General features: G+C 66.3%; 24 protein-coding genes and 1 tRNA gene. 8 read left to right on the forward strand and 17 right to left on the reverse strand.

The window, feature by feature from the left end; all coding sequences use genetic code 11:
- Positions 1-68 precede the first annotated feature (68 nt).
- Entirely contained in the window at positions 69-1,073 is a 1,005-nt protein-coding gene (locus H7F35_RS33210) for a tetratricopeptide repeat protein (RefSeq protein ID WP_187110715.1), read from the forward strand.
- Between the two features lie 86 nt (positions 1,074-1,159).
- Here the strand turns inward: H7F35_RS33210 and H7F35_RS33215 are convergent.
- The 4 genes from H7F35_RS33215 to H7F35_RS33230 all read right to left on the reverse strand — a co-directional run bounded on the left by H7F35_RS33215 (position 1,160) and on the right by H7F35_RS33230 (position 7,656).
- Positions 1,160-1,246, reverse strand: a tRNA-Leu gene (locus tag H7F35_RS33215).
- 102 nt (positions 1,247-1,348) lie between these two features.
- The gene (locus H7F35_RS33220; RefSeq protein WP_187110716.1) at positions 1,349-4,531 is read right to left on the reverse strand and encodes an efflux RND transporter permease subunit; all 3,183 of its coding nucleotides are present in this window, start codon (positions 4,529-4,531) and stop codon (positions 1,349-1,351) included.
- The gene (locus tag H7F35_RS33225) at positions 4,528-5,718 is read right to left on the reverse strand and encodes an efflux RND transporter periplasmic adaptor subunit (RefSeq protein ID WP_187110717.1); all 1,191 of its coding nucleotides are present in this window, start codon (positions 5,716-5,718) and stop codon (positions 4,528-4,530) included. Before H7F35_RS33225 ends, H7F35_RS33220 begins: the two co-directional genes overlap by 4 nt.
- 93 nt (positions 5,719-5,811) lie before the next feature.
- On the reverse strand, positions 5,812-7,656 hold the full coding sequence (locus tag H7F35_RS33230) for a potassium transporter Kup (RefSeq protein WP_187114502.1): 1,845 nt from the start codon (positions 7,654-7,656) through the stop codon (positions 5,812-5,814).
- 147 nt (positions 7,657-7,803) lie between these two features.
- Between H7F35_RS33230 and hpnC the strand changes: the two genes are divergently transcribed.
- The 4 genes from hpnC (at position 7,804) to H7F35_RS33250 (ending at position 11,330) form a co-directional block, all read left to right on the forward strand.
- Entirely contained in the window at positions 7,804-8,718 is a 915-nt protein-coding gene (gene hpnC, locus H7F35_RS33235) for a squalene synthase HpnC (RefSeq protein WP_187110718.1), read from the forward strand.
- Positions 8,715-9,554, forward strand: a complete 840-nt coding sequence (hpnD, locus tag H7F35_RS33240) for a presqualene diphosphate synthase HpnD (RefSeq protein WP_187110719.1) — start codon at positions 8,715-8,717, stop codon at positions 9,552-9,554. Before hpnC ends, hpnD begins: the two co-directional genes overlap by 4 nt.
- A 217-nt stretch (positions 9,555-9,771) precedes the next feature.
- Positions 9,772-11,031 carry a hydroxysqualene dehydroxylase HpnE gene (gene hpnE, locus H7F35_RS33245; protein WP_187110720.1) on the forward strand — a complete coding sequence of 420 codons (1,260 nt, stop codon included), beginning with the start codon at positions 9,772-9,774 and terminating at the stop codon, positions 11,029-11,031.
- Positions 11,028-11,330, forward strand: a complete 303-nt coding sequence (locus H7F35_RS33250; RefSeq protein ID WP_187110721.1) for a hypothetical protein — start codon at positions 11,028-11,030, stop codon at positions 11,328-11,330. Before hpnE ends, H7F35_RS33250 begins: the two co-directional genes overlap by 4 nt.
- Before the next feature lie 15 nt (positions 11,331-11,345).
- On the opposite strand, the gene H7F35_RS33255 is transcribed toward H7F35_RS33250, so the two are convergent.
- Positions 11,346-11,987, reverse strand: coding sequence for a LysE family translocator (locus tag H7F35_RS33255; RefSeq protein WP_187110722.1), 642 nt, complete (start codon positions 11,985-11,987; stop codon positions 11,346-11,348).
- Between the two features lie 110 nt (positions 11,988-12,097).
- Here H7F35_RS33255 and H7F35_RS33260 point away from each other — a divergent pair, with 110 nt between their 5' ends.
- Positions 12,098-12,403: an NIPSNAP family protein gene (locus tag H7F35_RS33260; protein WP_187110723.1), complete on the forward strand. Its 306-nt coding sequence runs from the start codon at positions 12,098-12,100 to the stop codon at positions 12,401-12,403.
- A 12-nt stretch (positions 12,404-12,415) separates the two neighbouring features.
- Here the strand turns inward: H7F35_RS33260 and H7F35_RS33265 are convergent, their stop codons facing one another.
- A complete protein-coding gene (locus H7F35_RS33265) occupies positions 12,416-13,147 on the reverse strand; it encodes an HAD family hydrolase (RefSeq protein ID WP_187110724.1) in 732 nt (243 codons plus the stop codon).
- 17 nt (positions 13,148-13,164) lie between these two features.
- On the opposite strand from H7F35_RS33265, the gene hemH reads away from it, so the two are divergent.
- Positions 13,165-14,196, forward strand: a complete 1,032-nt coding sequence (hemH, locus tag H7F35_RS33270; RefSeq protein WP_187110725.1) for a ferrochelatase — start codon at positions 13,165-13,167, stop codon at positions 14,194-14,196.
- On the forward strand, positions 14,193-15,041 hold the full coding sequence (locus tag H7F35_RS33275; protein ID WP_187110726.1) for a class I SAM-dependent methyltransferase: 849 nt from the start codon (positions 14,193-14,195) through the stop codon (positions 15,039-15,041). The genes hemH and H7F35_RS33275 overlap by 4 nt, the downstream gene beginning before the upstream one ends.
- A gap of 13 nt (positions 15,042-15,054) precedes the next feature.
- On the opposite strand, the gene H7F35_RS33280 is transcribed toward H7F35_RS33275, so the two are convergent.
- From H7F35_RS33280 to H7F35_RS33330, 11 genes are all read right to left on the reverse strand, one after another.
- A complete protein-coding gene (locus H7F35_RS33280) occupies positions 15,055-15,618 on the reverse strand; it encodes a thioredoxin family protein (RefSeq protein WP_187114503.1) in 564 nt (187 codons plus the stop codon).
- Between the two features lie 134 nt (positions 15,619-15,752).
- Positions 15,753-16,259 carry a DUF1993 family protein gene (locus H7F35_RS33285; protein WP_187110727.1) on the reverse strand — a complete coding sequence of 169 codons (507 nt, stop codon included), beginning with the start codon at positions 16,257-16,259 and terminating at the stop codon, positions 15,753-15,755.
- 57 nt (positions 16,260-16,316) lie between these two features.
- Positions 16,317-17,207 carry an alpha/beta fold hydrolase gene (locus H7F35_RS33290; protein ID WP_187110728.1) on the reverse strand — a complete coding sequence of 297 codons (891 nt, stop codon included), beginning with the start codon at positions 17,205-17,207 and terminating at the stop codon, positions 16,317-16,319.
- On the reverse strand, positions 17,204-18,271 hold the full coding sequence (locus tag H7F35_RS33295; RefSeq protein ID WP_187110729.1) for a branched-chain amino acid ABC transporter permease: 1,068 nt from the start codon (positions 18,269-18,271) through the stop codon (positions 17,204-17,206). Before H7F35_RS33295 ends, H7F35_RS33290 begins: the two co-directional genes overlap by 4 nt.
- 13 nt (positions 18,272-18,284) lie before the next feature.
- Entirely contained in the window at positions 18,285-19,268 is a 984-nt protein-coding gene (locus tag H7F35_RS33300) for a branched-chain amino acid ABC transporter permease (RefSeq protein ID WP_187110730.1), read from the reverse strand.
- A 148-nt stretch (positions 19,269-19,416) separates the two neighbouring features.
- On the reverse strand, positions 19,417-20,145 hold the full coding sequence (locus tag H7F35_RS33305) for an ABC transporter ATP-binding protein (RefSeq protein ID WP_187110731.1): 729 nt from the start codon (positions 20,143-20,145) through the stop codon (positions 19,417-19,419).
- Between the two features lie 142 nt (positions 20,146-20,287).
- Complete coding sequence (locus H7F35_RS33310) at positions 20,288-21,055, reverse strand: ABC transporter ATP-binding protein (protein WP_187110732.1); 768 nt, start codon at positions 21,053-21,055, stop codon at positions 20,288-20,290.
- Between the two features lie 44 nt (positions 21,056-21,099).
- Positions 21,100-22,551: a PHB depolymerase family esterase gene (locus tag H7F35_RS33315; protein WP_187110733.1), complete on the reverse strand. Its 1,452-nt coding sequence runs from the start codon at positions 22,549-22,551 to the stop codon at positions 21,100-21,102.
- Positions 22,552-22,714: 163 nt separating this feature from the next.
- Entirely contained in the window at positions 22,715-23,902 is a 1,188-nt protein-coding gene (locus tag H7F35_RS33320; RefSeq protein WP_187110734.1) for a substrate-binding domain-containing protein, read from the reverse strand.
- Between the two features lie 156 nt (positions 23,903-24,058).
- Positions 24,059-24,262 carry a hypothetical protein gene (locus tag H7F35_RS33325; protein ID WP_261803458.1) on the reverse strand — a complete coding sequence of 68 codons (204 nt, stop codon included), beginning with the start codon at positions 24,260-24,262 and terminating at the stop codon, positions 24,059-24,061.
- 56 nt (positions 24,263-24,318) lie between these two features.
- Positions 24,319-24,654: a hypothetical protein gene (locus H7F35_RS33330; RefSeq protein ID WP_187110736.1), complete on the reverse strand. Its 336-nt coding sequence runs from the start codon at positions 24,652-24,654 to the stop codon at positions 24,319-24,321.
- Positions 24,655-24,679: the final 25 nt, after the last annotated feature.

Genomic DNA, 24,679 nt, shown 5'->3' on the forward strand with positions numbered 1-24,679 from the left:
GACTGAATTCCAGGGCCGATTTCACCCTTAAAGTGGCGGGCGATTCGCTACCGCCCCGAGGAAACTTCATGCTCCAGCGCCTGTTCGCCGCCGTCACGTTCGTATTGGCCATTTCGTTCGCCGCGCCCTCGCCCGCGCTGGCCAAGACAGCCCCGAAGGAGCCTGGCATCCAGCAGATCTACGAGGCGGCGAAGAACGGCCGGATGGCGGACGCCAACGCGATGATCGCCAAGGTGCTGAAGAACCATCCGAACAGCGCGAAGGCCCACTACGTCCACGCGGAACTCCTCGCCATGGAGAACAAGCTCGACGATGCACGCGAGGCGTTGGCCCTGGCCAAGGAGATCGCGCCGGGCCTCCCGTTCGCGAAAGCCGAGTCGCTCGCCAAGCTTGAGCGCAAACTCGAAAAGCCAGTGGAGACCAAGCCCGACCCGCTGCCCGCACCGAGCCCGCTCGCCGCGCCGGCGCCCGCAATTTCGCCCGCGCCGACGGACTACTTTCCGCCCACCGGGTCGATCCCCTGGGGACCGCTCGGCGTCGTGGCGCTGATCGTCGTCGCCTACACCTTCTTCCGGCGACGTTCGCGCGCCGTCACCTTCGCTGTGCCAGCCGCCACCACAGAAGCGCCCCGGTTCTCGCGGCCCACGAGCGACTCGTCCATGGGCTATGCCGCAGCGAACAGCGACGGAGGATTTCCGCCCTCACCACCGCCCAGCCAGGGGCCAAGCGTCGGTGGTGCGCTGGCAGCCGGTGCCGCGGCCGGCGTTGGTGCGGTGGTCGCGGGCGAGCTGCTGCGCCACCTGCTGAACGACCGCTCCGACGACCATCGCGGCAGCACGGTCAACATCTTCAACAACCACGGCAGCCGCAACCACAACACCGACATTGGCCGCAGCCTCTGGCCCTCGTCCGATCCAGAGCCCGACCAGCAACCCGATCGCAGCTTCGTGGACGACAACTTCGGCATCAAGGACACGAGCTCGTGGGACGACTCCAGCAGCAGTAGCAGCAGCAGTTCCGACAGCAGCAGTGACAGCGGAAGCAGCGACAGCAGCAGCAACAGCGACTGGTAGACAGTCTGGACAGACAAAGAAAAAGCCCCGTTCCTTGCGAAACGGGGCTTCGTCACTGCTCGATAGAACGGGCTACATAGCAGGGCTGGTGCGCGGGGCCGGACTCGAACCGGCACGTTCTTGCGAACGTCAGGACCTAAACCTGGTGCGTCTACCAATTTCGCCACCCGCGCGATGCCAATCTTTCAGGTGAATGCAAAAGCGGACGGCCTCCCGGCACCTCGGGAGTCCCTTGGGCCAAAGACCATCCGCTTGAAATCGGTCAGCTCGCGATTTTAAGCGTGAATTGGGGTCGGTTCCGGCGCGCGATCCACCGGATTCACCGGCTCCCGCTTCACACGGAATGCCGCGGCATACATCGCCGGCAACGCCAGCAGCGTCAGCACGGTCGCAACGATCAGCCCACCCATGATGGCCACGGCCATCGGGCCCCAGAACACGCTGCGCGAGAGCGGAATCATCGCCAGCACCGCCGCAGCCGCCGTCAGCACGATGGGCCGCAAGCGCCGCACCGCCGACTCGACGATCGCGTCCCAGGCCGGCACGCCGGCCTTGCGATCGCTCTCGATCTGGTCGATCAGGATCACCGCGTTGCGCTGGATCATGCCCATCAGCGCGATCACGCCCAGCAGCGCGACGAAGCCGAAGGGCCGGTCGAGCAGCAGCAAGGCCCCGGCCACACCGGCAATGCCCATCGGACCGGTGATGAACACCAGCAACGAACGGCTGAAGCTGTGCAGTTGCAGCATCAGCAGCGTGAACACCAGGAACAGCATGATCGGCACACCCGCCACGATCGAGGCCGAGCCCTTGCTGCTTTCCTCGACCGCGCCCGCCACCTCGATGCGATAGCCGCCCTGCCCGGCCGCACGCCAGCCGGCTTCGAGTTCGCGCAGCTTGGGCAGCACCTGGGCCGTCACGGTCGCGCCTTGCAGGCCCTCGACCACGTCGCCCTGCACGGTGATGGCGTAGTCGCGGTTCTCGCGCCACATCACGCCGGGCTCCCAACTGAACACCGGGCGAGCGATCTGCGTCAACGGAATCGAGCGGCCCGAGGTCGTGGGCAGATAAGCGTTGCCGATGTCCGAGATGGCCTCGCGCTCGTCGGACGACTGCCGCAGCACGATGTCGATCAGCAGGTCGTTCTCGCGGTACTGGCCCACGGTCGTGCCGCTGAACATGGTGCGCGATGCCTGCGCGATCGCCTGGCTGGTCACGCCGAGCGCCCGCGCCTTGGCCTGGTCGACCTGCAGGCGGATCACCTTGACCGACTCGTTCCAGTTGTCGTTCACGCCGCGCATGTTGGCGTTCTCGCGCAGCACGGCCTTGACCTCGTCGGCATGCCCGCGCAGTTCCGCGGGGTCGGTGCCGATCACGCGGAACTGCACCGGGTACGGCACCGGCGGCCCGTTGGGCAGCAGCTTGACGCGGCCGCGCACCTCGGGAAACTCCCGCGCCAGCAGCGCAGGCAGCTTGATGCGCAGGGTCTCGCGCACCTTCAGGTCCTTGGCGAGCACGATCAGTTGCGAGACGTTCGTCTGCGGAAACACCTGGTCGAGCGGCAGGTAGAAGCGAGGCACGCCAGAACCGATCCAGGTACTGACCGTGCTGACGCCGGCTTCCTGCATGAAGCGCTGCTCGACCCGCTTGGCCACCTCTTCATTCGCGGCGAACGAGGTGCCTTCCGGGAACCAGATGTCGACCAGAATTTCCGGCCGGCTCGAATCGGGAAAGAACTGCTGCTGCACCTTGCCCATGCCCACGATGCCGAGCGCGAAGATCAGCACCGTGGCGCCAATCGTCATCCAGCGGTGCGCCACGCACCAGTTCACCGCGCGGCGAAAGACGTTGTAGAAAGGCGTGTCGAACAGCTCGTGAGGCGGCGCATCCGGGTCGTGCGGCTTCACCTTCAGCAGCAGCGTGCCGAGGTAAGGCACGAAGTACACCGAGACGATCCACGACAGCACCAGCGCAATCACCGTCACCGCAAAAATCGCGAAGGTGTATTCACCCGTCACCGACTTGGCAAGGCCGATGGGCAGGAAACCCGCTGCGGTGATGAGCGTGCCCGTCAGCATCGGCTTGGCCGTCACGTCGTAGGCGAAGGTGGCGGCGCGGACCTTGTCGTAGCCCTCTTCCATCTTCCGCACCATCATCTCGACCGCGATGATCGCGTCGTCCACCAGGAGGCCGAGCGCGATGATGAGCGACCCCAGCGATATCTTGTGCAGCCCGATGCCGAAGTAGTTCATCGCCAGGAAAGTCACGGCCAGCACCAGCGGAATGGTGATCGCCACCACCAGCCCGGGTCGCACGTCGATGTACCAGCCGAAGCGCCCGCCCTTGTGCAGGCCGAGCGAGATGATGCTCACGGCCAGCACGATGGCCACGGCCTCAATCAGCACGCCGACGAATTCGTTCACCGAGCTGGCCACCGACACCGGCTGGTCCTGCACCTGCGCCAGCTTCACGCCGACCGGCAGGCGCTGCCCGATGGTGACGGTGGTTTCCTTGAGCGCCTTGCCCAGCGCGATGATGTCGCCGCCCTTGGCCATCGACACGCCGAGGGCGATCACTTCCTTGCCCTGGTGATGCACCTTGACGGCCGGCGGATCGATGTAGCCGCGGCGAATTTCCGCGATGTCGCCCAGCTTCAACTGGTTGCCCGAACTGCCGCGGATCGGCATCTCGCGCAGTTGATCGACGCTGGTGAACTGGCCGCCCACGCGCACCTGCACCACATCGAGCGGCGACTGGATCGTGCCGGCGCTTTCAATGGCGTTCTGCGAGCCGAGCTGCGCCAGCACCGCGTTGAAATCGAGCCCCAACTGCGCCAGGCGCTTCTGCGAAATCTCGATGTAGACCTTCTCGTCCTGCACACCGAACTGGTCGACCTTGGCCACGTCCTTCACGCGCAGCAACTGCTGGCGCACATCGTCGGCCAATGTCTTGAGTTCGGCGTAGCTGAAGCCCTCGCTCTCCAGCGCGTAGATCACGCCATAGACGTCGCCGAAATCGTCGTTGAAGAACGGCCCCTGCACGCCGGCCGGCAGCGTGCTGCGCATGTCGCCGATCTTCTTGCGCACCGTGTACCAGACGTTGGCCACCTCGGCAGCCTTCGACGAGTCCTTGATCTGGAAGATGATCTGCGACTCGCCGGGCTTGGAGTAGCTGCGGATCTTGTCGGCGTACGGCGCTTCCTGCAGCGTGCGCTCGATCTTGTCAGTGACCTGCTCGGCCACCTGCTGCGCCGTGGCGCCCGGCCAGTAGGTGCGCACCACCATCGCACGGAAGGTGAACGGCGGGTCTTCGTCCTGGCCGAGCTGGAAGTACGCGAAGGCACCCAGCACCATCAACACCACCATCAGGTAGCGCGTGAGGGGCGCGTGGTCCAGCGCCCATTTGGAGAGATTGAAGCCGGCGGGCTTGTCGGTGGTGGTCGCAGCGCCTTCCGTCATTTGACGGCACCCGCTGCAATCTCCTTCTTGGTTGCGGCAACGGCCTCGACGGCCTGCACGACTTCCTTCGCGTTGGCGGCGGCCGCTGCCGCCTCCTTGGACTGGTAGATGGTGACCTTCTGCCCCGGCGACAGCACGTGCACGCCCGCCGCCACGACCATCATGCCGGGCGTGAGGCCGGCGCCGATCACCGCTTCATTGCCGTCAGCCGTCGCGACCTGCACCGGCTGCGAACGCACCGTCATCGTCGACTTGTCGAGCACCCAGACCGCCGAGCCCTTGCCTTCCTGACGCAGGGCGCTGGTCGGCAGCTTGATCACTGCGGTGTTGGTACGCGCCAGCGCCTGGGGCCGGGCGTAGACCGTGGCGCCGAGCGCCGGCGAGGTGGCCGCGTCGATCGCGACCTTGACCGAATACGTGCGCGTGACCGCGTCGGCACTCGCCGCCACTTCACGCACCTGGCCCTGCAGCACGTCGCCACCGGACCAGCCGCGCACCGCAACCGGCGAGCCGGGCTTGATCAGCGCGGCACGGTCTTCGGGCACCGCGAACACCACGTCGCGCGCGCCGTCCTGCGCAATGCGAACGACCGGTGTGCCGGCCTGCACCACCTGCCCCGGTTCGGCCTCGATGGCCGTGATGACGCCCGCCACATCGGCCACCAGCGTCGTGTAGTTGGCCTGATTGCCTTGCGAGGCCAGTTGGGCCTGCGCCTGTTCGAGCTGCGCCTGCGCGGCCTTCCAGGTGGATTCGCGGCGCTCCAGTTCAGCGCCGCTGATGAAGTTCTGCTGGCGCAGTTCGGTGTAGCGCTTCAGGTCGGCAGCCGCAAGATCGCGGTTGGTCAGCGCGGCGGCCTGCTGGGCGCGCGCTGCGTCAGCAGCGAGCTTGTAATCCTGCGGATCGAGCTGTGCCAGCACCTGTCCGGCCTGCACGCGCTGGCCCAGTTCGGCCTGGCGCCGGGTGATCTTGCCCGCCACACGAAAGCCCAGCCGCGATTCGACACGCGCCCGCACCTCGGCCGAGAACTCAGGCTGGGCGTCGAAGTCGCTGGTGCCCACGGTCACGAGCTTGACCGCTCGCACGGGCTCCTCGGCCGAAGGCTTCGGCGAACAGCCGGCCAGGAACAGGGCGGGAAGCAGCAGCCATGCGGCGCTGCGGGCATGAGAGAAGGCGGCGGAGGCGGTCATGAGACACCCAAGAGAGGACGAACCAGGTCATTACTGACCCACTGGTTAGTAATCTAGGGTAAACGTGAACCACTGTCAATGACCAACGGGTCACTACGTTCGCTGGCCCATCTCCACCAGCCGGTTGTCCGGCAATTGAAAGTAGTCGGACGCCCGTCCCGCATTGCGCTGCAGCCAGCCGAACAGCACGCGGCGCACCGGGTTCATGCCCGGCAGATTCTCCTCACCGACCGAGGCGCGGGAGACGAAATACGAGGTCTTCATCGAATCGATGGCCAGCGTCTTCTGATAGGCCAGGATGCGGATGAACTCCGGCACGTCGGGCCGCTCCATGAAGCCGTGGCGCGCGGTGACCACCCAGATGCCCCCCATCAACTGCTCGGCCTCGATGCGGATGCGCGCATCGACACGCGGCGTGTCGCAGGGCAGCACGCGCAGCACGATCACCTGCTCGTGCAGCACCTGGTTGTGCTTGAGGTTGTGCAGCAGCGCATGCGGCACCGCCGTGGCGTCGGGATTCAGGAACACCGCCGTGCCGCTCACGCGGTGCGGCATGTGCAGCGCCAGCGATTCGATGAAGGGCCGCAGCGGCAGGCTTTCAGCTTCGGCAGCCTCCAGCCCCAGCCGCCGCCCCTTGGCCCAGGTGGTGAAGACCACCATCACCACCGCAGCCACTGCCAGCGTAAGCCAGCCGCCTTCGGCGATCTTCAGGCTGTTGGCCACCACGAAGGTCAGGTCGACCGCCGCGAAGGCCACCACGCCCACCACCACCGCGACCTTGTTCCAGCGCCACAGGCCCCAGGCGACGATGCCGGCCAGCAATGTGGTCGTGACCATGGTGATCGACACCGCGATGCCGTAGGCGGCCGACAGCGCGCCCGAACTGCGGAAGCCCAGCACCAGCAGCAGCACGCCCACCATCAGCAGCCAGTTGACCGCCGGCACGTAAATCTGCCCGATGGCCGTGCCCGAGGTCTGGATCACCCGCATGCGCGGCAGGTAGCCCATGCGCATGGCCTGTGCCGTGAGCGAGAAAGCGCCCGAAATCACGGCCTGCGAGGCGATCACCGTGGCCATGGCCGCCAGCACCACCATCGGCAGCACGCCCCACGCGGGAAACAGCCGGAAGAACGGGTTGTCGATGGCGGCCGGGTTCGCCAGCACCAGCGCGCCCTGACCGAAGTAGTTCAGCACCAGCCCCGGCAGCGCGATGAAGAGCCACGCCAGCCGGATCGGCCTGGCGCCGAAGTGCCCCATGTCGGCATACAGCGCCTCACCGCCCGTGAAGGCCAGGAACACCGCGCCAAGCACCGCGAGCGACTGTGCCCGGTGCTCGATCAGAAAGCCGAAGGCCCGACGCGGGTCGAGCGCCGCCAGCACCTGCGGCTGCTGCAGCACCTGCCACAGCCCGGCCGCCGCCAGCACGGCGAACCACAGCAGCATGACCGGCCCGAACACCTTGCCGACCACGCCTGTGCCCTTCTTCTGCACCATGAACAGCGCGATCAGGATCACCACCGTGATCGGGATCACCGCCCGCTGCAGCATCGGCGCCTGCACTTCCAGCCCCTCGACCGCCGAGAGCACCGAGATCGCCGGCGTGATCAGGCTGTCGCCATAGAACATGGCCGCCCCCACCAGGCCCAGCAGCCCGATCGCGTTCCACATCCAGGGTTTGGTCTTCGGGCCCGCCACCGCATTGCGCGCGAGCGCCTGCAGCGCCAGGATGCCGCCTTCGCCGTCGTGGTCGGCGCGCAGCACGAACACCACGTACTTCAGCGTCACCACGAACATCAGCCCCCAGAAAATCAGGGAGAGCAGGCCCAGCACCGAGTCGGGCGAGAACGGCACGCCGTGCTCGGGGTTCATCGTCTCCTTGAAGGCGTAGAGCGGCGAGGTGCCGATGTCGCCGAACACGACGCCCAGCGCCGCGATCATCAGCCCCGGCCCGCCCGGATGCGCCGCCTCGCCGTGCGCTGAAACCTGGGGCTTGGGAGCCGAAGCGGATGCTTTCATGAAGCGGAAGTTCAAAGTGGCGACGCCGCGAGCATAGTGCCGGGAGATGGCGTCGCGGACAATCGTGGTGTGCCCGCCACTCCTTCCCATGCCGCGCCGCCGGCCCACTACGAGAATTTCCCGGTCGCGTCGTGGCTGTGCCCACCGCATCTGCGCCCGCCCATTGCCGCGATCTACCACTTCGCGCGCACCGCCGACGACATTGCCGACGAAGGCGATGCCTCGCCCGACCAGCGCCTGGCCGAGCTGGGCGCCTACCGCGAAGAACTCGCCGCCGCCGCGCGCGGCGAGGTGCTGCCTTCCTCGCGCTGGCCGCAGGTGTTCGGCCCGCTGGCCCACAGCATCGCGCAGTACACGCTGCCCGAGACGCTGCTCGCCGACCTGCTGAGCGCCTTCATGCAGGACATCGTGAAGACCCGCGACCACGGCACCTACGCCGACCGCGCCGAACTGCTCGACTACTGCCGCCGCTCCGCCAACCCGGTCGGGCGCCTGCTGCTGCATCTCTACGGCGTGACCGACGCCCAGGCGCTGGCGCAGAGCGACGCCGTCTGCAGCGCGCTGCAACTCATCAATTTCTGGCAGGACCCGAGCGTCGACCTGCCGCGCGGCCGCTTCTACTTTCCCCTGAGCGACTGCGACCGGCGCAGCCTCACGCGCGAGAACTTCAAGGTTTTTGCGCCGCTCTCGAACGCCCCGCCTCCGCAGGAAGCTATCAATCTGATAGCGGTCGTCTCTTTCTGGGCGCGCGAACTGATGAACGAAGGCGCGCCCCTCGTGCACCGCCTGCCGGGCCGGGCAGGCTGGGAGCTGCGCCTCGTCGTGCAGGGCGGCCTGCGCATCCTCGACAAGATCGAGGACCTGGGCTTCGACACCTTCTCGCAGCGCCCCACCATCGGCAAGACCGATGCGCCCCTGCTGCTCTGGAAGGCCATGCGGATGCGGAGACAATGGCGCCCCATGAAAGCAGCGCCTCCCCGATGACCCCCGAGCAATACGTGCAAGACAAGGCCGCCGCCTCGGGCAGCAGTTTCTATTACGCCTTCCTGTTTCTTCCCAAGCCGCGCCGCGCCGCAATCACCGCGTTCTACGCGTTCTGCCGCGAGATCGACGACGTGGTCGACGAGGTCACCGACCCTGGCGTGGCCGCCACCAAGCTCGCCTGGTGGCGCACCGAGGTCGCCCAGTCCTTCGCCGGCCCGCCGCGCCATCCGGTGATGCAGGCACTGATGCCGCACACTGCCGCCTACGGCATCGAGGCACGCCAGCTTCAAGACGTGATCGATGGCTGCCAGATGGACCTGGACCAGACCCGGTATCTCGACTTTCCCGGCCTCGCACGCTACTGCCACCTGGTGGCCGGCGTGGTCGGCGAAGTCGCGGCGCGCATCTTCGGCCAGACCGACCCGCAGACCACCGCCTACGCCCACAAGCTCGGCCTGGCGCTGCAGCTCACCAACATCTTGCGCGACGTCGGCGAAGACGCGCTGCGCGGACGCATCTACCTGCCCGTCAACGAGCTGCAGAAGTTCGACGTGAAGGCGCACGAGATCCTCAACCGCGTGTACTCGGACCGCTTCGTCGCGCTCATGAAGTTCCAGGCAGAGCGCGCGCACGCCGCGTATGACGAAGCCCTCGCCCTGCTCCCGCTGGCCGACCGCCGCACGCAAAAGCCCGGCCTGATGATGGCCAGCATCTACCGCACGCTGCTGCGCGAGATCGAGCGCGACGACTTCCAGGTGCTCAACCAGCGCGTGAGCCTGACGCCGGTGCGCAAGCTCTGGCTGGCGTGGAAGGTTCAGGCGCTGGGGAGGATATGACTCGCCCCCAGGCTTCGCGCACTTCGTGTCGCTTCGCCAACCCCCTGCCGGGGGCAACACCTGAGGCCCGGCAAAGCCGGTTCCTCGGTGTTCCTGGAAGGGGAATCACGCCAACGCCATACCGCACACCCGGCGCTTTCTTGCTCCCTCTCCCTCTGGGGGAGGGCTGGGGTGAGGGCCGCGGCGCTTGCAAGAACTCTTGTGCGTGGCATCGCCCATGAAGGTTGCGATCATCGGCGCCGGCTGGGCCGGTCTCGCTTGTTCGGTCGAGGCCACGCGCCTCGGCCATGTCGTCACGCTGTTTGAAGCCGCGCACATGCCCGGTGGCCGCGCACGCCGGGTCGACAACATCCATGGGATGGCGCTGGACAACGGGCAGCACATCCTGATCGGCGCCTACACCGCCACGCTGAAACTGATGCGCGAGGTGGGAGTGAACGTCGACACCGCCTTGCAACGCCTGCCGCTCTCGCTGCGGTTCGCGGACGGCGGCGGCCTGAAGCTGCCACGGCTGCCTGCGCCCTTCGATCTGCTGGCCGGCATCTTCACGGCGCGCGGGTGGACGTGGCGCGACAAGTCGTCGCTGCTGCACACCGCCATCGGGTGGCGCCTTGCGGGATTTCGCTGCGCCAGCGACACCACCGTGGCCGCGCTTTGCGCCGGCCTCACGCCGCGCGTGATGCAGGAGCTGATCGAGCCGCTGTGCGTTTCCGCGCTCAACACACCGGTCGCCCAGTCGAGCGGTGAAGTGTTCCTGCGCGTGCTGAAAGACGCGCTGTTCAACGGCAGCGGCGGCGCCGACCTGCTGCTGCCCCGGGTCGATCTGGGCGCTCTTTTCCCCGATGCGGCGATCGGATGGCTCACCACGCATGGCGCCACATTGCGCATCGGCACCCGTGTTCGTGTCATCACGCCCGAAGACGGGCAATGGCGCGTCGACGATGAAATCTTCGACCAGGTCGTGCTGGCCTGCGCGCCGTGGGACGCCGCGAGGCTGGTGCGCGCATGCGGCATCCCCGCGGACCGCTGGTGCCAGACCACCGAAGCGCTGCGCTTCGAGGCCATCGCCACGGTCTACGTGCGTGGGGCATCACCGCTCGCGGAACCGATGCTTGCGTTGCGCAGCAACCCGGCCACGGCACCCGCACAGTTCGCATTCGACCGCGGCCAGCTCGGCGGCCCGCAAGGCGTGCTCGCGCTGGTCATCAGCGCCAATGAAGCCTCACGCGAAACGCTGGAGCAACAGGTCATGGCGCAGGCCGCCACGCAACTCGGGCAGACCGCGCTGCAGCTCATACAGACCGTGGTCGAGAAGCGCGCCACCTTCGCCTGCACGCCCGCGCTGGCGCGTCCATCGACATCCATCGCGTCCGGGCTGCTGGCCTGCGGCGACTACACCGAAGGCCCCTACCCCGCCACGCTCGAAGGCGCGGTGCTCAGCGGGCTCGCCGTGGCCAAGGCCTTGAAGACACCATGACCGAACTGCGCTACCTGGACTTCGACTACAGCGAAGACACCGAAGGCAACGGCACCTTCGACGCCATGGCGTCGACCGCGCCGGAGAAAACGCATGAAGTGCTCGCCGAAGTCGAGCAGGTACTGGCATGGGCACAAGCCACGTTCCCCGACGGGCGTGGCGCTCTGGATGACGGCGCGGTGTGGGACTGCGACTTGCAGCAGACGCGCGAAACGCCGCGCTTCGACACCGTCACTTTCTCGCTCAGCGGCACCGCCGACTTCTGCGCGGCGTTGCGCGAGCAATTCGCGCTGGACTGACCGGCAGCGCCAGCTTCAAGCAGCCTTATTCGGCAGCCTCAACAGGCTCAACCCCAGCAGCACGAAGGCACCGCCCGACACGCGGTTGAACACCCGCGAGCGGCGCGGGTCGCCCAATTGCTTCTTCAGCATCCGCGCCAGCAGCACGTAGAACGCATGCGACAGCACCGAGCCCAGCGCGAAGGTGGTCGTGAGCACTGCGAACTGTTCGAGGATTGGCGCGTCCTGCGTCAGGAACTGAGGGAACAACGCCGAGAAGAACAGGATGCCCTTGGGATTGGTCAGCGCCACCGTCACCCCATGCCCGAACAGGCGCCACGACGAGCGATGCGTGCCCGGCTCGGCAGACGGATTCAGATCCGAGAACACGCTGCCCCGGCTGCGCCATTGCTTGATGCCCAGGTAGATCAGGTACGCCGCGCCGGCGAGCTTCAGCGCCATGAAGGCATGGGCCGACGTGGTCAGCACCACGCCCAGCCCGGCCATGGCAGCGGCCGACACCATGAACAGCCCCATCGCATTGCCCAGCGAACTGATCATCGCGCGTCGCGGCCCGACGGCAATCGAATTCGAGACCGCGAGCAGCACGGCCGGACCGGGTGTGAAGGCGACGAGCAAGGTGACGCCGCAGAAGATGAGCCAGTTGGAGAGGTGCACTTTCGGATTTCCTGCGCGAAGAGGGAGCAAGGCGGAGAGCGGGAAACTATAGTCCGACAGCCCGTCGCCCGCCGGGGCCGCGCCGATTACCCCTCACCTTCGGAAAGAACATGGTCACCTGCTACCTGCGCTACATCGTCGATGCCTACAAGCTCAAGGAATTCGAGCACTACGGCAAGCTCTGGATTCCGTTGGTCGAGAAGTTCGGTGGTCAGCACCATGGCTACTTCCTGCCATCGGAGGGCACGAACAACGTGGCGCTGGCCATGTTCACCTTCCCCAGCCTCGCCGCGTACGAAACCTACCGCGCCGATTCAATGCAGGACGCCGAATGCCAGGCCGCCTTCCGCTACGCAGAAGAAACCCGCTGCATCGTCAGCTACGAGCGCAGCTTCTTCCGGCCCGTCTTCAAGTAAGGCTGCGGCGCCTCAGGCGCCCAGCGCCACGCACAGGGCGTGCAGGTTCGGCACGATCAGTTGGGGCCGCGCGCCATGCACCCAGGGCCGTTCGTCGCGCACCAGCCAGGCCGCCTGCATGCCGACGTTGAGCGCGCCCACCACATCGAGCTCCGCGTCATCGCCCACGTGCAGCACGTCTTTCGGCAACAGGCCGATCGACGCGGCAGCGGCGCGGAAGATCGGCGCATGCGGCTTGCCGCTGCCAAAGGCACGCGCATTGAAGGCCGTGCGAAACCAGCGGCCCACGCCGGTCTTGTGGATGTCGGCATTGCCGTTCGAGATCGCGATGAGTGGATAGCGCTCGCTGAGCCACTTGAGCGCCGGCAGCGCGTCTTCGTACAGCGTCACGCGCTGGCGCTCTGCAAAGAAGGCATCGAAGGCTGGCTCGGCCAGCGCCGGGTCTTCGCCCGCGCGTGTGAGTGCGGTGCGGATCGATTCGCGGCGCAGCGCGCTCAGGTCGTGCGCCAGATCGGAGCGCTCCTTCGCGGTGGCCTCGCGCAACTCGCGCAGGATGCCCGGGGTCAGCAGCAGCGAGGCCGTCTTGGGCGCCTCGCGCAAAAGCCATTCCTGCAGCACAACCTCGGCGCGTTCGATGGTCGGCCAGATCGGCCAGAGGGTGTCGTCGAGGTCGAGCGAGATCGCCGAGATGCGAGAGAGGTCAAGAGGCGCTGGGTTCGCGGGCGCCGTGGAAGCGGAAGTCATGCCTGAGAGAATATCGCATGCCTCAAGCCAACGAGAAGGTCGCCTCGACCGTCGACCGCACCGCCGTGCTCTGGTGCAACCTGGGCTCGCCCGATGCACCCACCGCCGCCGCCGTGCGCCCCTACCTCGCCGACTTTCTGGGCGACCCGCGCGTGGTTGAAATTCCCAAAGTGCTCTGGGCGCTGATCCTGCACGGCATCATCCTGCGCGTGCGACCTGCGAAGTCGGCCGCCAAGTACGCGAGCATCTGGATGCCCGAAGGCTCGCCGCTCAAGGTGTGGACTCAGAAGCAGGCGACGCTGCTGGCCGGCTGGCTCGGCGAGCGCGGCCATTGCGTGACGGTGCGCGACGCCATGCGCTATGCCAACCCGTCCATCGCCTCGCGGCTCGATGCGCTGCAGGCCGAGGGCGCGACGCGCGTGCTGGTGCTGCAGGCCTACCCGCAGTACTCGGCCACCACCACGGCCAGCGTGATCGATGCGGTGAACGACTGGAGCCGCCGCCAGCGCCGCGTGCCGGAGTTCCGTTTCGTCAACCAGTACCACGACGACCCGCTCTACATCGAAGCGCTCGCGCAAGGCATCGAGCGCCACTGGAAAACCGAAGCCCGTGGCGAAGTGCTGCTGATGAGCTTCCACGGCATTCCCGCGCGCAACATCGCGCTCGGCGATCCTTACCAGGCACAGTGCCTCACCACCGCACGGCTGCTCGCGGCCCGGCTCGGTCTGTCGGCAGCGCAGCATCGCGTCACCTTCCAGTCGCGCTTCGGCCGCGCCAAATGGCTGGAGCCCTACACCGAACCGACGCTGCGCGAACTCGGCGCCTCCGGCGTGAAGCGCGTCGACGTGGTGTGCCCCGGTTTCCCGGCCGACTGCCTCGAGACGCTGGAAGAAATCGCGATGGAAGGCCGCGAGGCTTTCATGCACGCGGGCGGCGAGGCCTTCAACTACATCCCCTGTCTCAACGACAGCCCGGCATGGATCACCGCGCTCGCGGGCATTGCCGAACGCAACCTGGCAGGCTGGCCCACACAAGCACAGACACCATGAAGAAAGAGCTGCACGAAGCCAACCGGCTCTCGTGGAACGCGGCAACTGTCGCGCACAACAGCCACAAGGGCGACCAGGCGGCCTTCTTCCGCAACGGCGGCTCCACGCTCTTCCCCGAAGAAACCGGACTGCTCGGCGATGTGAAGGGCCTGGCCGTGCTGCATCTGCAGTGCAACGCGGGCCAGGACACCCTGAGCATCGCGCGCCTGGGCGCCCAGGTGACGGGCGTGGACATCTCCGATGAAGCCATCGCCTTCGCCACGCAGCTCTCGGCGCAGTCGGGCATTGCGGCGCGCTTCGAGCGGTCGGATGTCTACGACTACTTTCGCGACGCACTGGCGCGCGGCGAGCGCTACGACGTCGTCTTCTGTTCCTACGGCACGCTCTGCTGGCTGTCCGACCTGTCGGCCTGGGCGCGTGGCGTGTCGCAGTTGCTCAAGCCCGGCGGGCGCTTCGTCTTCATCGATTTCCATCCCTTCGCGATGGTGTTCGACCCGTCGTGGAAGTTTCACTACGACTACTTCAACGACGCGCCCGTGCCGGAAGAAGGCGTGAGCGACTACGTGGCCGAGTCCGGCGATGGTCTCGTGCGCGAGGGCTACGAGACCGGCGTGCAGGACTTTCGCAACCCGCATCCGAGCTTCGAGTTCGCGTGGGGCGTCGGTCAGGTGACCACTGCGCTCGCGCAGGCCGGGCTCACCGTCGAGCGCCTCGACGAGTACCCGTATGCCAACGGCTGGAAGCCCTTCGAAGGCATGCGCGACATCGGCGGCCGACGCATGGCACCGCCTGAAAGCATGACGCGCATTCCGTTGATGTACTCGCTCGCCGCACGCAAGCCTTGAAGGCAGGGCGGCTTCAGACCGCCGACTTGCGCGCCAGCAGCGCCTCGATCGCCGCTTCCATCTCCGCGTACTCGCCTTCGCCGAAGTGCTGCCGCATCACCTGGCCCTTGCTGTCGACCAGGTAGAACGCGGGCCAGTACTGGTTCTTGTAGGCGTTCCAGGTGGCAAAGCTGTTGTCCTGCGCCACCGGGTAGCGGATGTTGAAGCGGCCGATCGCGTCCTGCACGTTGCGCGTCGATTTTTCATACGCGAACTCGGGCGAATGCACGCCCACCACCACGAAGCCCTGGTCCTTGTACTTCTCGTACCAGCGCACCACGTGCGGCAGCGTGTGGATGCAGTTGATGCACGAGTAGGTCCAGAAATCGACCAGCACCACGCTGCCGGCCAGGCTCTTGAGAGTCAGCGGCTCCGAGTTGAGCCACTTGTCGATGCCCGCGAACTCAGGGGCGCGGCCGTAGTCCTGCAAGCCCGGCGACGCGGCGAAAGCGCTGCGCATCGGCCATCCGCCACCAGCCGCCGCAACGAGTGCGGACGACCCCACGGCGAGCCCCGAGAACGCCCTTCTGGACAGCATGTTCATGATCGAAAACCTCGTGCATGTCAGACCGACAGCGGTCAGGCGCGATTGTTTGCCGCGCAACCTGCATGCGCGCATGTGTCACGGCAATTTGAACTTTGTCCCGGCGCCGTGAAGGCCCGGCCGCCGGCTCAGAACTTGCCCAGGTAATCCAGCTTGCCGACCGGCATGCCCTTGTGGCGCAGCACGTCGTAGGCCGTGGTCACGTGGAAGAAGAAGTTGGGTAGCGCGAACTGCAGCAGGTAGCGCTGCGCGGTGAAGTGCGCTTCGCCCTCGCGCTGCTTGATGGTCACAGGGCGCTCTTCCTGGCCGTCGATCAGGGCACGGTCGATGGTCGCGAGGAATTCCTGCGTCTTCCGGATGCGGGCCACAAGGTCGTCCCAGGTCTTTTCCTCATCGGGAAAGCTGGGGGCGGTGATGCCCGCGATGCGCGCGGCGCCGAGCTTGGATGCGTCGCTCGCGCGCTGGACCTGGCCGGCCAGCGTGAGCATGTCGGGCGCTAGGCGCGCATCGACCAGCGTGGCGGTGTCGATGCCGTTGGCCTTGGCATGCGCCAGGCTCTTGTCGAACAGGTGGATGAGCTGGCCGAGTCCGCGGGTGAAGACCGGGACCGAAATGTCGTACATCGAGAGCGCCATGGTGAGGTGAGCCTTGTAGTGATTGAAGCCGGCGGCGATTGTGCTGCCGCCATGCAATCAACGACCAACGGCGCGGATAAACCCTTCGATGGGCTCCAGTTGTTCGGGCACGTTGAGCGCGGGCGCGTGACCGCACCCCTGGATTTCGATGACCTGCAGCCGCCCTTCCGTGCCCGGCCCGCGCCGCCGCATCTCCTCGACCACCTCGGGCAGCACCAGGTCGGACTCGGCACCGCGCAGGCACAGCACCGGCACCTCGATGGCGTCGTAGTGCGGCCAGATCAGGTAGTCGTTGTCGTGCGCGCTGAACTGCTGAACCATCGCCGGGTCGTAGTGCGGCGTGACGCGGCCGTCAGGCAGGCGCCGCGTCGAGCTTTCGGTCAGGCGGCGCCACTGCGCATCGCTGAGCCAGCCGTAGGGCTTGTAGACGGTGCGAAAGAACGCCTCCAGTTCGGCCACGGTGTCGAACGCGGGCGGCTGGCCCGCATAGGCACGGATGCGCTCGATGGCCGCCTGCGCAAGCTGCGGCGCGTTGTCGTTGAGCGTGAGGCTCGCGATGCGCGCCTTCATGCGCGGCTCGAACAGGCCTGATGCGCAGACCGTGCCGATGGCGCCGCCCATCGAAGTGCCGACCCAGTGCACGCGGCCGATCCTCAACTCATCGCACAGCGCGTTCGCGATGCGTGCGTAAAAGGAGAGCTGGTATTCCTCATCGGGCAGCGGGCTCCATTGGCTCAGGCCACGGCCGATGGTGTCGGGGCAGATCACGCGAAAGCCACGCGCCGCGAAGTGCTGCGCCAGTTCGTCCATGTCGCGGCAGGTGCGCGCCAGGCCGTGCCAGGCGATGACCACCGGCGCATCGGCGGCGCCCCATTCGAGCCAGTGGACTTCACGGCCCGCGAGCTGGGCATAGCGCGACAACGGCGCCAGGAAGTTGTTGTCGCTCATCGTGCCGCCCTCGCCCGCAGCTTGCCCACGATGCCGGTGGGAAAGTAATACACCGACAGCACGAACAGCACGCCCAGCCACAGCAGCCAGCGGTCGGGCGACAGCAGCGCCGCGAGCCACGGCAGTCCGCTCGCGGCCTCGCTGCCCAGGCGCAGCAAGTCTTGCAGATAGCTCTGCGCCACCACGAACAGCACCGCGCCAATGGCCGCGCCGTAGATGGTGCCCATGCCGCCGATCACCACGATCAACAGCACGTCGATCATGATCTCGAAGCTCAGCGAGGTATCCGGCCCGTTGTAGCGCAGCCAGATGGCCAGCATCGCGCCTGCCAGCGTGGCGAACAGGGCAGACAACACAGCTGCCGTGGTGCGGTACACCACCACGCGGTAGCCGATCGCCTCTGCGCGGAACTCGTTCTCGCGGATCGCCTGCAGCACGCGGCCGAAGGGCGAATTCACGATGCGCAGCAGCGCCAGCACCAGCACGACAGCGGCCACGAACAGCAGGTAATAGCAAAGCAATCGACCATCGAGCGAGACACCAAGGAACGGCTCTTCGGAGAACTCGAAGCTCGGCGAGATCAGCTCGGGCAGCTTGAAGGTCAGGCCGTCTTCGCCGCCGGTGAAGTCCGACAACTGCGAGGCCAGCGTCTGGAAGGCCGAGGCCACGGCCAGCGTGATCATCGCGAAGAAGATCGCGCGCACCCGTAGCGAGAACAAACCGATGGCGAAGGAGAGCACCAGTGACACCGCCAGCGATGCCCCGAGCCCCACCAGCACCGCACCCCAATTGGGCCCGAGCCGTGAAGCAGAAATGGCGATGCCGTACGCCCCGATGCCGAAGAACATGGTGTGCGCAAAGCTCACGATGCCGGTGTAGCCCAGCAGCAGGTCGAAGCTGGCGACCAGCACCACGAACACCAGGATCTTGGCCGCGACGCTGAGCGCCTTGACGCCCGGGAAGATGAAAGGCGCGAACGCCAACGCCAGGAACACGGCCACCAGCAGCACCGCCAGCAGACGGCTGCGCGGGGTGTCGTTGGACAGGAGTCGTTTCAGAAACATGACGGCTTTTTCCTCAACGATTCGCCACGGGGTATACACCCTGCGGACGCCACAACAGCACGGCCACCATCAGGAAGATGCTTGCGAACTGCGTGATCGTCGGCAGCAGGAAGCCGATGTAGTTGGTCATCAGCCCCACCAGCAGCGCGCCGATGAGCGCCCCGCCCGTCGAGCCCAGCCCGCCGATGATGATGACGATGAAGATCAGCACGTTGACCTGCGCGCCCATCTGCGGCACCAGGTTCTGCTGGAACAGCCCCCACATCACGCCGCCCAGGCCGGCCAATGCGCTGCCCACCACGAACACGCCGACGAACAGCCGGCCGATACGGTAGCCGAGCGACTCGACCATCTCGCGGTCTTGCACGCCGGCGCGGATCAGCAGGCCGATCTTGGTGCGACCCAGCGTCCATGCGAGCAGGCCGAACACCACCACGCCCACGGCCACCGCGAGCAGGCGGTACTTGCTGATGGCGGCGTCGCCGATCAGCAGCGAACCGCGCAGCGCCTCGGGCAGCGGCAGCGGCACCTGCGCCGGGCCCCAGATCACCTTGATGAGTTCTTCGCCGATGATCATGCCGCCCATGGTGATGAGGATCTGCTTCAGGTGCTGGCCGTACACCGGGCGCACGATGAAGCGCTCGAAGGCCAGTCCCACGGCGCCGGCCACGAGCATCGCGACCAGCATCGCGGGGAACACGGCAACAAGGTTGCGCCAGAGTTCGCCCGAGCCCGTCCAGTCGCCCATGAGGCCGAGCACGGTGCTGGCCACGAAGGCACCGAGCGCGATGAACACGCCGTGACCGAAGTTCAGCACGTCCATCAGACCGAACACCAGCGTCAGGCCCGAGGCGATGATGAAGATGATCATGCCCATCGCCAGACCGGCGACCGTGAGCGTGAGCCAGGTCGAGAAGGAGCCGGTGAGCGGCAGCGCGACGAGCGCGAGCACCGGGGCCAGCAGCAGCGGCTTCCAGTCGAAGTCGAGTGCTTTCATTGCAGCGCTCCCTTTTCTTGCTCCTTCCCCCTCTGGGGGAAGGCCGGGATGGGGGCTGACGGCGCTTGCAAGGCCGCGCAGTATCGAAGGCCGCGAGCCCCCACCCCAACCCTCCCCCAGAGAGGGAGGGAGAAATATGTCGAATACGTCATAGAGCCAGTCCAAGCAGCGATTGCTGCAATTGCGCGTCGGCGGAAAACGCGGCCATGGAGCCGCTGTGCACCACGCGGCCGTTGTCCATCACCGCGACGGTGTCACCCAGGCGCTGGGCGAAGTTGATGTTCTGTTCCACCAGCAGGATGGTCACGCCGCTGCGCTTGAGTTCGGCAAACGCGTCGATCATGTTGTTGATCATCACGGGCGCCAGGCCCTTGCTGGGTTCGTCGATCAGCAGCAGCTCGCGCGGCTCGACGATGGCACGCGAGACGGCCAGCATCTGCTTTTGCCCGCCCGACAGCTTGCCGGCCGGGTGGTTCCAGAATTTCTCGACCGCGGGAAAGAGCTTGAAGATCCACTTCAGCCGCGTGTCGTCGATCTGCGCCGCGTTCTTCGCGCTGCGCGCGGCGAGCAGCATGTTCTCTTTCACCGTGAGGTCCGAGAAGATGCCCATGTTCTCGGGCACATAGGCAATGCCCAGTCCGGCGATCTGCGGCGTCTGCAGCGCGGTGATGTCCTTGTCGGCAAAGCGCACGCGGCCCTGCGACGCATGCCACAGGCCCATGATGGTCCGCAGCGTGGTCGTCTTGCCCGCACCGTTGCGGCCCAGCAGCATCGTGAGCTGGCCGCGCGGCACGGCGAGGTCGACGCCGTGGAGGATGTGATACGCCCCGATGTGCGTCTGCACGCCTTCGAGGGTCAAAAGATTCTGAGCAGTCATCGGTCTTGCTCCTTCCCCTTCCGGGGGAAGGTTGGGATGGGGGCAAGCGGCGCTTGAAGGGCTGCGGCGAGGTGAAGGCCGCTTGCCCCCACCCCTGCCCTCCCCCAGCGGGGGAGGGAGAAATTCGAATTCATCAGATGCGTCATGCCGCAGCCTCCTTCGCAATACCCAGGTAGGCCTCTTGCACCACCGGCGAGGCGATCACCTCGGCCGGCTCGCCATCGGCCACCAGCGTGCCGTTGTGCAGCACGATGATGCGATCGGCGAGTTCGCGCACCACGTCCATCTTGTGTTCGACCAGCAGGATGGTCTTGGTCTTGTCCTGCTTGAGCTTGCGGATCAGGTCGAGGATGACGGGCGCCTCGGCCGCATTCATGCCGGCCGTGGGTTCGTCGAACATGAAGACCTTCGGCTCCAGCGCCATCAGCAGTGCCACTTCGAGCTTGCGCTGGTCGCCGTGCGGCAGGCTCGCCACCGTCGCGCTTTCGCGCGACTTGAGCGCGACGTCGGTGAGGATCTGGTCCGCACGCTCGGTCAGCGCCTTGTGGTCGCTCCAGATGCTCCACAGGTTGAGCCCGCGCCGGTGCGCCCCTTCGCGCGTGGCCTGCACCGCCAGCCGCACGTTTTCCAGCACCGTGAGGTTCGGGAACAGGTTGGTGAGCTGGAAGGCCCGTCCCAGCCCCGCGTGCGTGCGCGCCGACGGCGACATGCCCGACAGCAGTTGGCCGTCGAGCGACACCGTGCCCGCGCTCGCCTTGAGCTGGCCCGAGATCAGGTTGAAGTAGGTGGTCTTGCCCGCCCCGTTGGGGCCGACGATGGCCGTCAGCGTGCCCGGCGCGAAAGCGCAGCTCACGCCATTGACGGCCACGTGTCCCCCGAAGCGGATGGTCAGGTCTCGCGTCTCAAGCATCGTTGGTCATTGCAGATGAAAGTGTGTGTCGATGACGATCGGCTTCAACAGCTGCCGATCACGTAGTAGTTGGGGCCGGTCTGCTTCAGCGTGGTGATGGCGTAGATGTTCCACAGGCCCATCGACTGCCCCGAGCCGTAGGCATAGGTCAGGCCCCACAACGCATAGGCGCGGCCGGCGATGGTGTGCGTGTAGTTGCTGGCGGTATAGCAGGTCCCGCCGCCGCCGCTGCCGGCAATGGTGCTGCCCGTGGCCGCGCTCGACATCGCACCCGCAGCACCGCTGGCATCGAGCGCGGCCACGGCCCAGCTGTAGCTGGTGGACGGGGCCAGGTCGGTGTCGGTGTAGCTGGTGCCGGTGACGGCCGCTGCGTTGACCTGGCTGCCGCCGCGGTAGACGTTGTAGCCGCTGGCGCCGGACACGCTGGTCCATGCAATGGTCATGCTGCTGCTGGTCGCGCCCGAGGTGCCCACGCCGGTGGGCGCAGGCAGCGACGAACCGCCGCCGGTGCTGGTCACGCGGTCGACCATGGCCTTGAGCGCCACCATCTGCGGACCCGACTTCTTCGCGTAGTTCGCGCTGTCGTAGCCCCACCAGTCCCAGCAGCTGTTGGTGGCCGCGGTGCTGGTCTGCGGGTAGATCAGGATGATGTTGTTGGTGTCGGCCCAGCGGTTGTAGCCGGTCTTCTTCACGTACTGGTCGCTGACGTCGGTGTAGTTCTGCTTGCAGCCGTGCAGCACCAGGTGCACGCGGCACGAGGCGGTGGTGCAGGCCTGCGGCACGTAGATCCAGCCGGTGGCGGCCACGCCGTGGCCGGTGATGAACTCCGACTGGTTGAACTCGGTGAAGGTGCCGCCCAGCGTGCCGTTGTTGCGCGGGTTCAACGGCCCGTAGAGCTGCGTGAGTATCTCGCCCGCGAGGTCGAAGCCGCAGTTGTTGATGTAGGGCGCAGCGGTAACGCTGCAGGCGCCGCCATAGTCGTCGGTGACCATCGCATGGCCCGAGCCGATGTTGTTCTTGTAGACGATGTTGGCCGCCGGCACGAAGCTCTGGTAGTAGGTCTTCAGGTCGTCCATCACCGGCTGCTTGACGGTGTTGTCGGAGGTGCCCGAGAACATGTACACCTTCGATCCGGTCATGTTCGAGACCGGATCGATCGCACCGCTGGCAGCCCAGCTGTTGGTGGTGCTCACGAGCGACGACACCGGAATGCTCGTGCTGTGCGTCATGCAGCGCCCGGTGGCGTTGACCACCGAACCCTCGGCGCAGTAGTACGGGCCACCGGCCACGACGCCTGCGCCGCGCTTGAAGGTGGCCGAATAGGCCACGTGCAGTTGCACCGCCGCGAAGCCGCCGGCCGACAGGCCGGACACGCTCACCTCCGCCGGATTGCCGCCGAGTGCCGGCAACGGCACCGCCGCCACGGCGGCCTGTGCCGCCATCGCCACCACCGCAACCGCGGCAAATCCCTTCCAGTTCAATCGCATCGCTTGCATCGCTGTCTCCTTCTGTTGTGGTTTATCGAACGCTTGCTTGGCTCACGAATCGGCCGTTGGATAGCGCCGCTACCACGCCGCGAAGGCGCAGGCTGGCGCTTCGCCCGGAGGCCATCCGGGGCGAAGGGAGTGCGGCGTCAGCGCCGCGATGAGGGGTGCGCGCTCAGCGCTTGTTCTTGATGGGGATGTCCATCTCTTCGGGCTTGATCTCATGGACCAGCTCGGGCACGCCCCAGGCGAACGCCGGGTCGACCTTGATCTTGAAGTGGTACATCGACTGCATCGCCTGATGGTCTTCCTTGCGGAAGGTCATCTTGCCCTTGGGCGTGTCGAAGCTCATGCCTTCCATGGTGCTGATGAGCTTGTTGGTGTTGGTGTCGCCGTTGGTCTTCTTGAGCGCCGTCACCACCGCCATCGCGGCCGAGAAACCGCCGGCCGTGAAGAAGTCCGGCGGCGTCTTGAACTGCTTGTAGTGCGCCGAGACCATCGCCTCGTTCACCGGGTTCTTCGGGATGCCGAAGTAGTAGTACGCCGCGCCTTCCATGCCCGGCAGCGACTTGTAGGCCGTCATGGCCGGCAGGATGTTGCCGCCGGTGGAAATCTCGATGCCGTAGCGCTTGAGGTCGAGGTCGACGATCTTGAACGGGTTGCCCGCGCCGGCCCAGACGATCCAGATGATCTTGCGGCCCGGCTGGTCCTTCAGCTTGTCGATCAGGCGCTGGGCGCCGGCGGTGAAGTCGGTGGTGGCGGGCGGCAGGTATTCCTCGTGCACCAGCTTCGCCTTCTTGAGCGCGGCGCCGAAGGCCTTCACGCCGTCACGGCCGAAGGCGTTGTCTTGCGCGAGCGTGGCGACGGTGACGCCGGCCTTGTCGACCGCCACGGCATTGGAGATCGCGTCCTGGCTCGAGTTGCGGCCGGTGCGGAAGATGTACTTGTTCCACTTGTCGCCGGTGATCGAGTCGGCCACGGCGGGCTCGACGATCAGGATCTTCTTGTATTCCTCGGCCACCGGCAGCATGGCCAGCGCCACGCCGGAGGAGGTCGGGCCCACGGCCAGCGCGGCCTTGTCGTCGGAGTAGGCCGCGGCCAGCAGCGACTTGCCCAGGTCGGGCTTGCCCTGGTCGTCCTTCTCGATGACCACGATCTTCTTGCCGTTGACCATCATCGTGCCGCCGGTGGCGTAGTCCAGGCCCATGGCAAAACCGGTCTGGGTCTGCTTGCCGTAGGCCTCCAGCGCGCCCGTCTTGCTGTAGATGTGGGCGATGCGGATTTCGTTGGATTGGGCCCAGGCGGGGGCGGCGGCAACGCACGTGGCGAGCGCGGCCAAGGCGACGAGGTGGCGACGGTTCATTCTTTGTCTCCTGAAAATGATGACTGAATATTGCACAGTTCGTGCCATCCGCCCAACCCATTGATAACAAAGGTTTCTTCATTGGGAAGAAGCCCGTTTCGCCTTATTTCAGAACACTTGTAGTGATCAATTTTCAGGCAACTGTCTTTTTATCAGTCAGGGTTTACTAGGGGTTTTCCGCTCGGCAATCCAACGCTGGAACTCACGCTCGGCCTGCATCCGGAATTCGTTGCGCGTGTGATTGCAGATCGCATGGGCCAGCCGCCGGTGCTTTTGCGTGCGCACGCCGCCCAGCGTCGAATCGATGAGGTGCTCGATGGTCGCGGACTCGGGCCGGCCATGCGGTTCGTCGAAGTCCATGGGGAGGCCGCACCAATGGCAGTTGGGGCCGAAGCTCGACCGGAGTGCCCGAACGCTCACAGCCGCGCCAACTCCAGGATTTCCTGCCCCATCAGCAGGCAGCTCTTGTCCATGGGGTAGTAGATCAGCCGCATCCGGTAGTTGCCCTTGTAGATCGTGCCCCAGACCTCCAGCACCTTGAACTGCTGCTTCGCGTTGGCCGGATTGCGGATGGGCGCGAGTTCCTTGACCTCGGGACCCACTTCCATGCGGTCGTCCTCACCGAAGTGAAAGGTCAGGAGCTTCTTGGCTTGCACGACGGCTTCGCTCGCACATTGCGGCGGCGCGGCGCTGGCGATGCCCGCCACGACGCAAAGGACGAAGCAAGCAGCGATACGGGCAAGAGCGTTCATGGGTGTTTGGGGTTGGGTTGCGTTC

Origin of the sequence: Variovorax sp. PAMC26660, from assembly GCF_014302995.1 — a bacterium.
In the GTDB taxonomy this organism is placed as follows: Bacteria; Pseudomonadota; Gammaproteobacteria; order Burkholderiales; family Burkholderiaceae_C; genus Variovorax.